A 14,539-nucleotide genomic window follows, 5' to 3' on the forward strand; every position below is an offset into this window, starting at 1 on the left:
GTTTCCGGGGCTAGACGTGAGGATGATAGGCGAACAGCGCAGGCGCGCCGCCAGTATGAATAAACAGAATCGGCCCTTCGTCTTTGAAGCGTTTCTGACTGATGCCATCAATCAGCCCCGCCATCGCTTTTCCGGTATACACAGGATCAAGCAGAATGCCTTCCAGCCGCGCCAACAGTTTCACCGCTTCCATGCCTTCGTCGTTCGGCACGCCGTAGCCAGGCGCAAAATAGTCATCCCAGAGTAAAATTTCCGCTGATGCGCTCAGTTCCAGTTCTTTCGCGATTGCCTGTTGTAGGTTAACCACTTTTGGCAACTGGTCAGCAACGGAACGTGACACGGTCACGCCAATCAGTTCGCTTTCTGGCATTAGATGTTCCAGTCCTACTGCCAGTCCAGCGTGAGTTCCGGCGCTGCCCGACGCCACCACCACCGAAGAAATATTAACCGCCCCTTCACACTGTTGCGCGATTTCCAGCGCGCTCTCCACATAGCCCAGCGCGCCTAAAGCATTAGAACCTCCAACCGGAATGACGTACGGACGGAACCCTTGCGCTTCGACTCGCGTTGCCAGCTCTTCCAGTTGGGCATTGGGATCGGTCAGCGCATCGCACATTTCAATCTGGGTATTGAAGAGATCCAACAACAAGCGATTGCCGTTGGTTAAATAGTTTTCTGCGGCTGTTCCGATAGGATTCTCCAGCAGCGCCACACAATGCAGCCCAAGTTTTGCGGCGACGGCGGCCGTCTGGCGCACGTGGTTAGACTGAATCGCTCCGGCGGTAATCAGAGTGTCGGCACCTTCACGCAGGGCATCTGCCGCGAGAAACTCCAGTTTGCGTAATTTATTGCCACCCATCGCCATCGGTGTGACGTCATCCCTTTTAATGAAAATTTCCCGCCCAAGATAATCAGAAAGACGCGGCAGATATTCGAGCGGCGTTGGTGCGCCGATAAACTCCAGCCGTGGGAAACGAGTTAAATTATGCAGTGGCATAAAAGCCTCCGGTGTGTGTTGTTGTGATATTGTTATTATGCACGCAAAAAACGCTTAAATAAAAAAGGCGCTAATTAAAGCACCTTTTTTGTCATTATGCCCCGTCCAGAACAGCGTTGACACGTTTCTGGCTGTGATTTCACCCGATGGATGCAACACACTGGTTGAACCGCTCTGCGGGTGATTCATACTCTGGCGTTTTATCGGTCTTTCGTTGAGCGTCTGGCAACTGTAGTAGTCACGGATTCCGGGTGATGGCATGTAGTGCATTAATAGAATCAGGTTTGTGGTCCCGTGATACTGTTGAATGTCCGATGGATCATCAGGAACGTAACGGTGTAAAGGCTGCTTATATCCATAAAGCAGAACATCTGATGTCCCCTGGTTACGGGGATAACTTCTCCTGGCATCTTAGGTTGATCAAGCATGGTTATCCATACCCGTTCATTAATATGGTAATCATTATCTCTGCATTAATTATTATTTATACCTAAGTCTATTTTTAGGAAAAGAATATTATATTCTCCGAGAATATTTTTAGACACTTTTCCTATAAAAGAAGCAGAGAAACACTCACTATCTAAAATTACACTAATCAATAAACAAACTAACATCCAGAAAACATTACAATTTCAAATTACTCATCAAAAAAAATCAACCTGATTGCTTGAGATAGATTTTTTCTGTTTATTTGCAATAATGCTCGCATCGAGCATTTGTATGATGATTAGATAATACATATTATTCCCCAATGACATTTACACAGTCAAAAAATTTAACCCACCATTCTTAAAGAAAAAATTGGAGCTTTTGTGAAAATCAAAATTAATAAAAAAGAAAGGTTTAATGTATATATATACAACAGAAAAACATTCGGCATAACGCAAGAGGGAATGAAGACAACGTTACTATGCAGCCTTATATCTGCCACTCTGGCCATTCAGCCTGCTTTGGCAGCTAAAAAGGAAGTTACTCTTTCTGAAGGAAACCCTGCTGAAATATCTGAAAATATCATTGGTGCTGATGGCTCGCAGGACAGGCCGGATAATGATGATGGGGAGGCCGGTGAAGATGCTCTCATTGTTAATGTTGTACCCGGTTCGTTACAGAATGAAAATATCCTGACAATTAACAGCGGTACTAGCATTAGTGGCGGTGAAGGCGGATGGGCTGGTGATGATGATCATACTAAGATGGGCTCTGCAGGGGGCCAGGGCGGTACAGCCATTACTGGAAATAATTTTACTCTTGTTAATTCTGGTTATATTTCCGGTGGTAAGGGTGGTTGGGGAGGTTATGGTAATGGCGGAGGCGATGGAGGTGAAGCGGGTACCGCTATTTCCGGAGATGATCTTACCATTACAAACAACGGAAGCATTACGGGTGGCAATGGCGGAATGCCTGGAGCCAGTGGTTATGGCGATGAAAGCGGTGGTTTAACTGGGACTCCTGCTGTTGGTGGGACTGCCATATCTGGCAATAATCTTCAAATAAGCAATAACGGAAATATCACTGCCGGGCAAGGTAGTAGTGGTGCCTGGTGGGCGGTATGGGGATCTTCTGCCGGCAACGGAGGGAATGGAGGCAAGGCCATATCCGGAAATAATATGGAGATAACAAATAATAATCACATTACAGGTGGCCAGGGGGGGGATGGTGCTCGCGGTGGCGAAGGTAGTGTCGAATTTACTACCGATCAGAATATTAATGGAAGTAGCGGTGGTAATGGTGGTATTGGGGGGACTGCTATATATGGTAATAATATTAAGATAAATAATACGGGAAATATAACTGGCGGACAGGGGGGCACTGGTGGTGAAGGTGGTAGAGGTGGTACAGATGAATATGAACACGCTGGTTCAACTACCCTTGGTACTGGTGGTACTGGTGGAATTGGAGGTACCGGTGGGATTGCCATATCTGGAAATAATATTGAAATAAATAATTATGGAAATATTATTGGCGGAAATGGCGGTACTGGTGGTGATGGAGGTAATCCCGGTGAAAGTTACGATACTGGAAATACTGGTGACGGAGGTGATGGTGGCAACGGAGGTAATGGTGGCACTGCTATATCCGGGAGTAATATTACGATAAATAATCATGGCGGAATTTTTCCTGGTAATGGAGGACAGGAAGGTAACGCTAACTTCTCCGGGGCTGGAGGGATATCTGGTAACAGAGGGCAAGATTGTGACACCGCAATATCTTTGAATGGTGGAACTAACTCGTTGAATCTCTACGCCGCTTCTACCATTCAAGGTGATATTATTTTGAATAGTGCTGTAAATAATGCTGATGGTAATTCTCTGTCCATTACAAATAAAGACTCCGCCAGCTCTGAGATAAAAGGCAATCTGAGTGCGGGTACAGGTACACATGTTTCCGTTTCGGGAGCTGATGTCACTTTTAGCGGAAGTTCGGTATTTGACACAGATTCATCGCTGAATATGAGCACAGGTTCCAGTCATTTAACTGCCAACAGTATTCAGTTCAATAACGGTGCAGTGCTTAATGTTGATACTGCCATGACAATATGGAAGCAAAATGAGTACGGCGTGTTGACGACCTCCGACGGCATAACAGGGCTCTCTGAAAATAATATTTATCAGCATAATAATCTACTGAGTGATGGTGCTGAAGACTATGTTTTAACATCACTTAGTGGTAATGGGCAGACAGTAAAAGAGGTCAGTTCTTCCCTGAAGTGGAATGACCCCTCAGGAAATGGATATGGCACGTTTGATCTGAGAAATGGCGCGGTGTTAGAGCTGAAGGTACGACTTGCAGATAACAATGCTGTTCAGTTATCTCATGGCTGGGATGGAAAAACGCTGACCAAAGCCGGCGAAGGAACACTGATTCTGTCCTCCCAAAACACTTACACGGGTGTAACAGACATCCGTGGCGGCAATGTCCGCATGAACAGCAACAGTGCTCTGGGACAGACCAGCGAGATTCGCCTGGCAGCTGACACCATGCTGGATATGAACGGTCACAGCCAGACCGCAGGTAAACTGAACAGCGCAGCAGGTTCCATACTGAACATTAATGGCGGTAATCTGACCCTCGCAGGTGGAGGCCTGTCTGCAGGTACCCTCATCGGCTCTGGCTCCCTGAACATCAGTGGTGGCGTGTTCGATATTACTGGTGCCACCCGCGCCCTGAATGCCACCACCACTATCGCAGAAAAGGCAATGGTGAAGGTGCTTAATACTGACGGACTGGGAGCAGGCTCGGTTAACACTGCCGGCACACTGATTCTGGGCAAGGCTGATGCACCTGTCATGCTTGCCAACAGCCAGGTCACCATCTCTCAGCAGGGGACACTCTCCGGCTCTGGTGGTGTCGCCGGGAACGTAACCAACAGCGGTACTCTTGACCTGAGAGCCGATGCTCCGGGTAATGTACTGACGATCGGGGGTAACTATACCGGTAATAATGGCATACTGCTCATGAACACCGCTCTGGGAAATGACAGCTCTGCAACAGACAAACTTGTAATCAGAGGCGATGCCTCCAGTCAGACACGTGTGATTGTTATAAATGCAGGTGGTACCGGAGCACAGACACTAAACGGTATTGAGTTGATTCATGTCGACGGAAATGCTGACAGTGCTGAATTTATTCAGGCCGGGCGTATCGCTGCCGGGGCTTATGACTACACGCTGGGACGTGGTCAGGGAAGCAACCGTGATAACTGGTATCTGACCAGTGGTAAAAACACTCCGTTCCTGCTGCGCGCTCTGAAAGCAATGCAACCCCCTGCCCCTGAACCTGCTCCGGGTGGTCATGACAACGACCTGCGTCCGGAAGCTGGCTCCTACACAGCGAACATTGCTGCAGCAAACACCATGTTCGTATCCCGTCTTTATGAACGCCAGGGGCCGATGCATTACACTGATGTGATTACCGGTGAGCAGAAAGAAACCAGCATGTGGATGCACCATGAAGGGGGACACAACCGCTGGCGTGACGGTACAGGCCAACTGAAAACACAGGGTAACCGTTACGTCCTGCAGATGGGCGGTGACCTGGCTCAGTGGAGCCGGAACAGCTCTGACCGCTGGCATCTGGGGGTTATGGCTGGTTACGGTAATGACCATAACAATACAGATTCTGTACGTACCGGATACAGTTCAAAAGGCAGTGTGAAAGGATACAATACAGGTCTGTATGCCACCTGGTATGCTAATGATGAGACACATAGCGGGGCTTATCTGGATAGCTGGGCACAGTACAGTTGGTTCGATAACGATATGAAAGGTGACGGCCTGCCGGGGGAATCCTGGAAATCAAAAGGTCTGACAGCCTCACTGGAAACCGGTTATGCCTGGAAAGCCGGTGAGTTTACCGGTAGCCATGGCAGTCTGAACGAATGGTATGTCCAGCCTCAGGCTCAGGTTATCTGGATGGGCGTAAAAGCTGATGAGCACCGCGAACGCAATGGTACCCATGTTGAAAGCACCGGTGATGGCAACGTCCGTACCCGTCTGGGTGTGAAAACCTGGATTAAGGGGCACAACAGAATGAACGGCGGCAAATCCCATGAGTTCCGTCCGTTCGTTGAGGTGAACTGGCTGCACAACACCCGTGATTTTGGCATCCGCATGAACGGTGTGACGGTACATCAGGACGGCGCCAGCAATATCGGAGAAGTAAAAACCGGTGTTGAGGGACAGATAAATGACCATCTGAACCTGTGGGGCAATGTGGGTGTACAGATCGGTGACGAGGGATACAGCGACGCCTCTGCCATGCTGGGTGTGAAGTATACATTCTGAACCGGGTAGTTTAGTGGCCAGTTCTTTATCAGTCAGTGCATGAGAGAAACGGGATAACCTGTTCAATGACCGTTGGTTATGACTGCGACCAGAATGCACTGGCTGAACGAATAAATGAGATCCTGAAAAATGAGTTTTACTCTCGAGTCCTACAAACCTGACGTAGCCCCAGGAAATGGTAAAAAAATCCGTGGCAATTTATAACCATGAGCGACCACACCTGGCACTGAAATACAAAACGCCCGATGGAGTTCATCAGGCGTTTTACAGACAGAAAACTGTCAACTTAAAGCAGGTGATTATTTGGTCACATCAGCACCAAACCATTTTTCGGAAAGGGCTTGTAGGGTGCCGTCTTTTTGCATTTCTGCAATGGCATCGTTAACCGCTTTCAGCAGGTCTTCGTTACCTTTGCGCAGCGCCACACCTGACTCCTGGCGGGAGAAGGCTTCGCCGGTTACTGCCAGCGTATCATTGGTTTTTTTCACCAGATCCAGCGCAGCCAGACGATCAACCAGGATGGCATCAATACGACCTACACGCAGATCCTGATATTTGGTCGGATCATCATCATAGGTACGCACATCAACACCCTGAACATTCTGCCGCAGCCACTCTTCGTAGTTAGTCCCCAGACCAACGCCAACTTTTTTACCTTTCAAATCGTCGGCGGTTTTAATGGTGCCTTCATTGCCTTTTTTCACCAGCGCCTGAATACCGGAAATGGTGTACGGGGTAGAGAAATCGTATTTTTTCTTACGTTCATCAGAGATGGTGACCTGATTAATCACCACATCAATGCGCTTAGAATCCAGTGACGCCAGCATACCGTCCCACTTTGTCGGTTTTAATGCGGCTTCCACGCCCAGATGTTTTGCCAGTTGTTGCGCAAATTCCACTTCAAAACCGGTCAATTTACCGTCATCGCCCTGAAAGCTAAACGGCGGGTAAGTCCCTTCCAGTCCCACCAGCAAAGTGCCCCGCTCTTTCACTTTATTGAGCAGACCTTCATCGGCAAAACTTTTCACGCTCATACCCGCAACCAGCGCCACAGCCATAACCCCCATCAGCGCCTGACGTCCCAGATGTACTAATTTCATATTCACCCCGAATGTTGTTATGTTGGTTTGCAGTGTAGAGCCATTGTTCGAAGACACAAAAACAACTCTGCTACATCTTATTCTTATTTAATATATATCAGAAGCTGACAGGCTGGGGGATTTCTGCGTAAGGTCACCACGGGTTTGCATCTGGTAGCACTGGTACTTACGTAATGCGATGCGATAATTATTGGTGCTGGTGGTGGGCAGCCAGGGAGCCAGGTTTTCATCAAGAAAACCATCCTGAAGCAGGTCGGAGGAAATATCGTGTTCGCTTAAATAATTTCCCAAACGACGTAGGCGTACCACATATTCGCGCACGGTGCCGGGGCTCATTTCAGTATGATCAAAGAGAAACTGTTTAAAGCCGATAATATCAAAAAAATCACTCTGGGTTTTGCAATGTAAATCGCCGCAGAAACGGCATAATGCCGCCCATGATTTTTGTTCTTCATACCAGCCATTTTCATCAAGCAGTGTATCAAGGCGAGATATCGCGATTTTATTCACTATCTTGCCATCGCGAACGAGAGTAATGCGATCGAGTAATTTACGGCAATATGCGCAATGAGTCTGGCTATGTTTAAAGTCTTTAAGATAGCGACTCAATGGCCGCCTTTTCTGGTGCTGCACCATTATTAAGAACTCCTGGTATTCAAAATTAATGTGCGGCATTTACCTAAGTTATAACTTACCCAGTTTGGTGCGTAACCGTTTAATAGCCTGGCTATGTAACTGACTGACCCGAGATTCACCGACTTCCAGCACTGCGCCAATCTCTTTGAGATTAAGCTCTTCCTGGTAATAGAGCGTTAATACCAACTGTTCGCGCTCCGGTAACATTTCGATGGCTTCCATCACCCGCTGACGCAAATTACCGTCCAGTAATTGCTGTAATGGGTTATCCCGCTGATGATCGTCAGTAACCAGTTCAATGCTATCACCGTGCTCTTCGCGCCACTCATCATAAGAGAAAAGTTGGCTGTTATTCGTATCAAGCAACATTTGTCGATAGTCGGCGATTTCAATCCCTAAACGTTCTGCCACTTCAGTTTCTGTGGCATTGCGGCCAAGTTCCTGCTCCAGTTGCCCTATTGCCTGTGCCACTTCACGTGCATTGCGTCGCACGCTGCGCGGCACCCAGTCACGGCTGCGAAGTTCATCCAGCATAGCACCACGGATACGCTGCACTGCGTAAGTTGTAAATGCCGTTCCTTGCAGGGCATCATAACGTTCAACAGCATTAAGTAATCCAATGCCGCCTGCCTGTAGCAGATCGTCAAGTTCTACACTCGCGGGCAGTCGAACCTGCAGGCGCAATGCTTCGTGACGCACCAGCGGGATATAACGCTGCCACAGCGAATGTTTATCCATTACACCTTCAGCGGTATAGAGTGATTTCACGATAAACAGCCCTGCGTTATATAAATAATCGGCATAATTATCCGTTTCTGCAGGTTTTTTAATCGGACGATTAATGGGTGAAATAAGGGGTTATTTGGGGTAATCGGTAAATAACGAGCAGAATAACCCCGCCGGAGCGGGGTTAAGATAGCTGACAAGGTCCGCCTCATCTTGCCGGATGCGGCGTGAACGCCTTATTCGGCCTACGCGAATATGCAAATTTATTAATTGCGATTCACCTTGTAGGCAGATAAGCGCAGCGCATCAGGCAATTTGGCGTTTGCTGTCATTATATTACGACGATTAGCCCTGCAGCAGAGACAGAACTTGTTGCGGCACCTGGTTAGCTTTAGACAACACGGAGTTACCCGCCTGTTGGATGATCTGCGCTTTCGACATGTTAGACACTTCGGTCGCATAGTCGGCGTCCTGAATACGGGACTGCGCTTCAGACAGGTTGGTTGTGGTGTTGTTCAGGTTAGTGACCGCAGAATCCAGACGGTTTTGAACGGCACCGAGGGAGGAGCGGAATTTGTCGACAGAAGCAATCGCTTTGTCCAGCAGCGCCAGCGGATCAGCAGAAGAAGCCCCTGAGAACTGTGCGGTCGGAGTTGCTGTAGATAATTCAACAACAACCTTGTTCCCTGTGGCTGTTGCTGCAGTGTCGTCATCAAGCGCCGTTGCAACCGTTGTAGCGTAGTTTTTACCCTGGAATGTTACATATCCCGCAGCCGCGCCTTCAGAGTCAGCGGCAACTTTAATCAGTTGATCTTTCTGAGTAGCAGCAGTCGTTAGTCCATTATCGGTGTCTTTGTATTCGACATCGGCTTTATTCAACGTGACTTTACCGTTTGCATGGTTAATCGACGCGGAGTAGAAATCACTGCCGGATTGAACGACGAACTGTGCAGTGGCAGCCCCTTTCGCATCCAGTGTATTGTGTAACGTCAGGCTAGAAACATCGACTGTTTTACCTGTCGCAGTAGTCAGATCTTTCGCAACAGCAGTGAAATCAACACCAACGGGTTCCGTTCCTGCATCACCCGTAATTTGAGTAATAGAACTGCTAACATTCAGCGACTGACCCGAAACGGAGAAACCATTCAACCCTAATGTTGAAGAATCAATTTTCTGCAAATCGATAGAGATGGTCTGCCCATCATTCGCGCCAACCTGAATCTTCATCGAACCGTCTTTCGCCAGCACGTTCACGCCGTTGAACTGGGTCTGACCGGAAACGCGGTCAATCTCATCCAGACGGGATTTGATTTCGTCCTGAATAGAAGACAGGTCAGAATCAGAGTTAGTGCCGGTCGTCGCCTGAACGGTCAACTCACGCACACGTTGCAGGTTGTTGTTGATTTCAGACAGTGCGCCTTCTGCGGTCTGCGCCAGAGAAATACCATCGTTGGCGTTACGCGCGGCCTGAGTCAGACCTTTAATGTTAGAGGTGAAGCGGTTAGCAATCGCCTGACCTGCGGCGTCATCTTTCGCGCTGTTAATACGCAGACCAGAAGAGAGGCGCTCGATAGAAGTCGACAACGCAGACTGATTTTTGTTGATGTTGTTCTGAGTGATCAGCGAGAGGCTGTTGGTGTTAATGACTTGTGCCATAATTTTTATTCCTGTTTTTTAGCTCTACGGTTTAAGTATCGGGCTTCCACCCTTCGGCTTCGTCGCCGTCAACCCTGTTATCGTCTGGTCTCTCACAACCTTTAGAATTTTTTTCTAGCGGTCGAAATACTCCCCTTCCTCGTTGCTGTTCGTGTCATTAAGCCAAAAAATAAATCGTAAACTTTGCCCCGCTTACGCCGATAACCCCGGTATTCGTTCTACATGTCGCATGATTAAGGAATCAATATGGCTAGTATTTCAACGCTTGGGGTTGGGTCGGGGCTGGACTTAAGCAACATCCTCGACAGTCTGGAGGCGGCAGAAAAATCTACCCTGACGCCGATATCAAAACAGCAAAGCTCTTACACCGCGAAACTGAGCGCCTACGGGACGCTGAAAAGCGCACTGGAGAGTTTCCAGACCGCCAACACAGCACTGAATAAAGCCGATTTATTTACCGCCACCTCAACCACCAGCAGTTCATCGGCTTTCAGCGCCACTACCACGGGTAGCGCGATTGCCGGGAAATACACCATTAGCGTCAGCCAACTGGCGCAGGCTCAGACGCTGACCACCAAAAATAGTCAAAAAGACAGTAAAGCCGCCATCGCCACCAGCGATAGCGTACTGACCATCCAGCAAGGCGGCGGTAAAGATCCGGTCACGATTGATATCAGCGCGGTCAACTCGTCACTTTCCGGTATTCGTGATGCCATTAACAACGCCAAAGCTGGCGTCAGCGCCAGTATCATCAATGTGGGTAACGGCGAGTATCGTCTGTCCATCACCGCTAACGATACGGGCAGCGATAACGCGATGAAACTTAGCGTCAGCGGCGACAGCGTCCTGGAAAGTTTTATGGGTTACAACGGAACTTCAGGTGATAGCAGCAATGGCATGATTGAAAGCGTCACCGCGCAAAACGCCAAACTGACGGTCAATAACGTTGAGATTGAAAACAGCAGTAACACTATCAGTGACGCGCTGGAAGATATCACCCTCAACCTGAATGACGTCACCACCGGTAATCAGACACTGACCATCAGTAAAGACACATCCAAAGCTGAAAATGCGATTAAAGCGTGGGTGGATGCCTATAACACATTGCAGGATACGTTCAGCAGCTTAACCAAATACACCGCAGTCGATGCCGGAGCAGAAAGTCAGGACTCCAGCAATGGCGCATTACTTGGCGACTCCACACTGCGTACCATCCAGACTCAGCTTAAAACCTTGCTCGCCAATACCCACAGCAGTTCAAACTATAAAACGCTGGCACAGATTGGCATTACCAGCGATGCCAGTACCGGCAAGCTGGAAATCGCGACCGACAAGCTGCAAACGGCGCTGAAGAAAGATGCCGCTGGCGTCGGTGAAATGTTTATTGGTGACGGTAAAAGTACTGGAGTAACCACCGGCATTAGCAGCAACCTGACCAGTTGGCTCTCCTCCACAGGGATAATCCAGGCCGCAAAAGATGGCGTCAGCAAAACGCTGAACAATTTGACTGATCAGTACAACGCAGCCAGTGAACGTATCGATACCTTAATGGCGCGCTATAAAGCCCAGTTCACCCAATTAGATGTGTTAATGAACTCGCTGAACTCCACCAGTAGCTATCTGACACAGCAGTTCGACACCTCAAATAGCAGCTCGAAATAATCTTCAGGAGAGACTATGTACAGCGCAAAAGGCACCCAGGCCTATGCCCAAATTGGCGTCGAAAGCGCCGTAATGAGCGCCAGCCAACAACAACTGGTCACCATGCTGTTTGACGGCGTGTTGAGCGCACTGGTAAGAGCACGCCTGTTTATGCAGGACAACAATCAGGAAGGAAAAGGCGTCTCTTTGTCGAAAGCGATCAGCATTATTGATAACGGGCTGAGGATCGGTCTTGACGAAGAAAGCCAGGACGAATTAACCCAGAATTTGATAGCCCTGTATAGCTATATGATCAGGCGTTTGCTGCAAGCCAATTTACGCAACGATGTCTCCGCAGTTGAAGAAGTGGAAACGTTGATGCGTAACCTTGCCGATGCCTGGAAAGAGTCTTTACTCTCCCCTTCTTTGATTCAGGATCCTGTCTGATGAACCACGCACCGCACTTGTATTTTGCCTGGCAACAACTCGTCGAAAAAAGCCAACTCATGTTACGCCTGGCGACAGAAGGACGATGGGATGAACTCATCGCCAGCGAAATGGAATATGTCAATGCGGTGCAAAAGATCGCACACCTAACGGAAGAAACGGAACCCTCTGCCATGATACAGGAGCAACTCAGACCGCTGCTGCGCCTCGTTCTGGAAAACGAAAACAAAGTAAAACAGTTATTGCAGATTCGGATGGATGAACTGGCGAAACTGGTCGGTCAGTCATCAATGCAAAAATCTGTGTTAAGCGCCTACGGTGATCAGGGGGGCTATGTGCTGGCACCGCAGGAAAACCTCTTTTGAGTTCAGGCAACGCTTAAAGAGATGGTGGCTCGCGAATAATCCGATTACGGCTACGCTTCTAATGTTCCCCTTGAGTGGAGTCGAAGAATGCGTAATCCCACGCTGTTGCAATGTTTTCACTGGTATTACCCGGAAGGCGGCAAGCTCTGGCCTGAACTGGTCGAGCGCGCCGACGGTTTTAATGATATTGGTATCAATATGATCTGGCTGCCACCAGCCTATAAAGGCGCATCGGGCGGGTATTCGGTCGGCTACGACTCTTACGATTTATTTGATTTAGGCGAGTTTGATCAAAAAGGCAGCATCCCCACCAAATATGGCGATAAAGCACAACTGCTGGCCGCCATTGACGCACTCAAACGCAATGACATTGCGGTACTGCTGGACGTGGTTGTCAACCACAAAATGGGCGCAGATGAAAAAGAAGCCATTCGCGTACAGCGCGTCAATGCTGACGATCGCACGCAAATTGATGATGAAATCATTGAGTGCGAAGGCTGGACGCGTTACACCTTTCCTGCTCGCGCCGGGCAATACTCGCAGTTTATCTGGGATTTCAAATGTTTTAGCGGTATCGACCATATCGAAAACCCAAACGAAGACGGTATATTTAAAATCGTCAACGACTACACCGGCGAAGGCTGGAACGACCAGGTTGATGATGAGCTTGGTAATTTTGACTATCTGATGGGCGAAAATATCGACTTTCGCAACCATGCCGTTACGGAAGAGCTCAAGTACTGGGCGCGCTGGGTGATGGAGCAAACGCAATGCGACGGTTTTCGTCTCGACGCAGTAAAACATATTCCGGCCTGGTTTTATAAAGAGTGGATCGAACACGTGCAGGAAGTCGCGCCAAAGCCGCTATTTATTGTGGCGGAATACTGGTCGCGCGAAGTTGATAAGCTGCAAACGTATATTGATCAAGTCGAAGGCAAAACCATGCTGTTTGATGCGCCGCTACAGATGAAATTCCACGAAGCATCACGCATGGGGCGCGACTACGACATGACGCAGATATTCACCGGTACGCTGGTGGAAGCCGATCCTTTCCATGCTGTTACGCTGGTCGCCAATCACGACACCCAACCGTTACAAGCCCTCGAAGCGCCGGTTGAACCGTGGTTTAAACCGCTGGCTTATGCCCTTATTTTGCTGCGGGAAAATGGCGTCCCTTCCGTGTTCTACCCTGATTTGTACGGTGCCCATTACGAAGATGTCGGCGGTGACGGGCAAACTTATCCCATAGATATGCCGATAATAGAACAGCTTGATGAGTTGATTCTCGCCCGTCAGCGTTTCGCCCACGGTGTACAGACGTTATTTTTCGACCATCCGAACTGTATTGCGTTTAGTCGCAGCGGTACTGACGAATATCCTGGCTGCGTGGTGGTCATGTCAAACGGCGACGATGGCGAAAAAACCATTAATCTGGGAGAGAATTACGGCAATAAAACCTGGCGCGACTTTCTGGGTAATCGACAAGAGAGCGTAGTAACCGATGAAAATGGCGAAGCGACCTTCTTTTGCAACGGCGGTAGCGTCAGTGTGTGGGTTATAGAAGAGGTGATTTAAATTCATCCCCGGTGGCAAGCCGGGGAGATTTCATTACGGCAGTGGCGTCGGCAACGGCGCTTTTTCCAGTACGGCAGCACATTCAGCCGTCGGACGATTCACGCGTTCCATCGTCATGCCGTCATATTCGATAGTGTTACCATCACGTTCAATTTCATATAGCTCACGTTTGACAGTAACGTTAGTGAGATCATCCGATATCAGCGTCAACTTACCCGGTAAAGCAATCACCCGCTGCCACTGACGACAATCCAGCGTATCCCCCTCTTTAGTAACAATCAGGCTACCTATCGCTTCAGGGCTGACCAGAGCACGCTGCGGCTCTTTGGTCTGCCAGTAACCCGCCAGCCAGTCTGGCGCGGGCGCTTTCACAACATTGTTATAATTTTCAACTTCGGCACAGCCAGCCAGCAGCATAAGTGCGCCTGCAATTGCGAGTTTTTTCATCATTCATCCTGCATGAGAAGAAAAGAGGATTGTGGCATTAATGCCTTGATGCTGCCAGCCTTTCCAGGCCTAAGGTGAAATTTGATCTAACCATTATTTTTGTGAATTATTGCCACGCAAATAAATTCTCCTGGTGTATGATTCGCGACTCTTGTTTAAACCTTC

Annotated in this window: 11 protein-coding genes and 2 pseudogenes; 7 read left to right on the forward strand and 6 right to left on the reverse strand. The window is 48.7% G+C overall.

The genetic code is table 11. The annotated features are described in order from the left end of the window. Positions 1-10: 10 nt before the first annotated feature. A complete protein-coding gene (dcyD, locus tag WC5_RS03290) occupies positions 11-997 on the reverse strand; it encodes a D-cysteine desulfhydrase (RefSeq protein WP_001128249.1) in 987 nt (328 codons plus the stop codon). 239 nt (positions 998-1,236) lie between these two features. Here dcyD and WC5_RS0122730 point away from each other — a divergent pair. From WC5_RS0122730 to WC5_RS25460, 3 genes and pseudogenes are all read left to right on the forward strand, one after another. After that, positions 1,237-1,491: pseudogene (locus WC5_RS0122730) on the forward strand (hypothetical protein); the annotation flags it as partial. Between the two features lie 318 nt (positions 1,492-1,809). Continuing rightward, complete coding sequence (locus WC5_RS03285) at positions 1,810-5,781, forward strand: autotransporter outer membrane beta-barrel domain-containing protein (protein ID WP_016231787.1); 3,972 nt, start codon at positions 1,810-1,812, stop codon at positions 5,779-5,781. A 23-nt stretch (positions 5,782-5,804) separates the two neighbouring features. After that, positions 5,805-6,046 (forward strand): annotated as a pseudogene (locus WC5_RS25460) (integrase core domain-containing protein); the annotation flags it as partial. 34 nt (positions 6,047-6,080) lie between these two features. On the opposite strand, the gene tcyJ reads toward WC5_RS25460, so the two are convergent. From tcyJ to WC5_RS03265, 4 genes are all read right to left on the reverse strand, one after another. Further along, positions 6,081-6,881 carry a cystine ABC transporter substrate-binding protein gene (gene tcyJ / locus WC5_RS03280; protein ID WP_000779810.1) on the reverse strand — a complete coding sequence of 267 codons (801 nt, stop codon included), beginning with the start codon at positions 6,879-6,881 and terminating at the stop codon, positions 6,081-6,083. A gap of 87 nt (positions 6,882-6,968) precedes the next feature. Next, positions 6,969-7,520 carry a flagella biosynthesis regulatory protein FliZ gene (gene fliZ, locus WC5_RS03275; RefSeq protein WP_024192242.1) on the reverse strand — a complete coding sequence of 184 codons (552 nt, stop codon included), beginning with the start codon at positions 7,518-7,520 and terminating at the stop codon, positions 6,969-6,971. 45 nt (positions 7,521-7,565) lie between these two features. Continuing rightward, positions 7,566-8,285 carry an RNA polymerase sigma factor FliA gene (gene fliA / locus WC5_RS03270; RefSeq protein WP_000839543.1) on the reverse strand — a complete coding sequence of 240 codons (720 nt, stop codon included), beginning with the start codon at positions 8,283-8,285 and terminating at the stop codon, positions 7,566-7,568. 303 nt (positions 8,286-8,588) lie between these two features. After that, a complete protein-coding gene (locus tag WC5_RS03265; RefSeq protein WP_000079762.1) occupies positions 8,589-9,899 on the reverse strand; it encodes a FliC/FljB family flagellin in 1,311 nt (436 codons plus the stop codon). Between the two features lie 246 nt (positions 9,900-10,145). On the opposite strand from WC5_RS03265, the gene fliD reads away from it, so the two are divergent. The 4 genes from fliD to amyA all read left to right on the forward strand — a co-directional run bounded on the left by fliD (position 10,146) and on the right by amyA (position 13,927). Next, on the forward strand, positions 10,146-11,561 hold the full coding sequence (gene fliD / locus WC5_RS03260) for a flagellar filament capping protein FliD (RefSeq protein ID WP_000146818.1): 1,416 nt from the start codon (positions 10,146-10,148) through the stop codon (positions 11,559-11,561). 15 nt (positions 11,562-11,576) lie between these two features. Then, positions 11,577-11,987, forward strand: a complete 411-nt coding sequence (gene fliS, locus WC5_RS03255; RefSeq protein ID WP_000286600.1) for a flagellar export chaperone FliS — start codon at positions 11,577-11,579, stop codon at positions 11,985-11,987. Beyond that, positions 11,987-12,352 carry a flagella biosynthesis regulatory protein FliT gene (gene fliT / locus WC5_RS03250; protein WP_001015043.1) on the forward strand — a complete coding sequence of 122 codons (366 nt, stop codon included), beginning with the start codon at positions 11,987-11,989 and terminating at the stop codon, positions 12,350-12,352. Before fliS ends, fliT begins: the two co-directional genes overlap by 1 nt. A gap of 87 nt (positions 12,353-12,439) precedes the next feature. After that, positions 12,440-13,927: an alpha-amylase gene (gene amyA, locus WC5_RS03245; protein ID WP_001245730.1), complete on the forward strand. Its 1,488-nt coding sequence runs from the start codon at positions 12,440-12,442 to the stop codon at positions 13,925-13,927. A 33-nt stretch (positions 13,928-13,960) separates the two neighbouring features. On the opposite strand, the gene yedD is transcribed toward amyA, so the two are convergent. Then, positions 13,961-14,374, reverse strand: a complete 414-nt coding sequence (gene yedD / locus WC5_RS03240; protein ID WP_010351038.1) for a lipoprotein YedD — start codon at positions 14,372-14,374, stop codon at positions 13,961-13,963. Positions 14,375-14,539 lie beyond the last annotated feature (165 nt).

Source organism: Escherichia sp. KTE114, assembly GCF_000407765.1.
GTDB classification, from domain to species: Bacteria; Pseudomonadota; Gammaproteobacteria; order Enterobacterales; family Enterobacteriaceae; genus Escherichia; species Escherichia ruysiae.

Bases quoted from the DNA above. Each gene is read 5' to 3' on its own strand.
- fliT (WP_001015043.1), top strand. From the start codon at position 11,987: ATGAACCACGCACCGCACTTGTATTTTGCCTGGCAACAACTCGTCGAA.
- fliD (WP_000146818.1), top strand. From the start codon at position 10,146: ATGGCTAGTATTTCAACGCTTGGGGTTGGGTCGGGGCTGGACTTAAGC.
- yedD (WP_010351038.1), bottom strand. From the start codon at position 14,374: ATGAAAAAACTCGCAATTGCAGGCGCACTTATGCTGCTGGCTGGCTGT.
- fliS (WP_000286600.1), top strand. From the start codon at position 11,577: ATGTACAGCGCAAAAGGCACCCAGGCCTATGCCCAAATTGGCGTCGAA.
- tcyJ (WP_000779810.1), bottom strand. From the start codon at position 6,881: ATGAAATTAGTACATCTGGGACGTCAGGCGCTGATGGGGGTTATGGCT.
- WC5_RS03265 (WP_000079762.1), bottom strand. From the start codon at position 9,899: ATGGCACAAGTCATTAACACCAACAGCCTCTCGCTGATCACTCAGAAC.
- dcyD (WP_001128249.1), bottom strand. From the start codon at position 997: ATGCCACTGCATAATTTAACTCGTTTCCCACGGCTGGAGTTTATCGGC.
- amyA (WP_001245730.1), top strand. From the start codon at position 12,440: ATGCGTAATCCCACGCTGTTGCAATGTTTTCACTGGTATTACCCGGAA.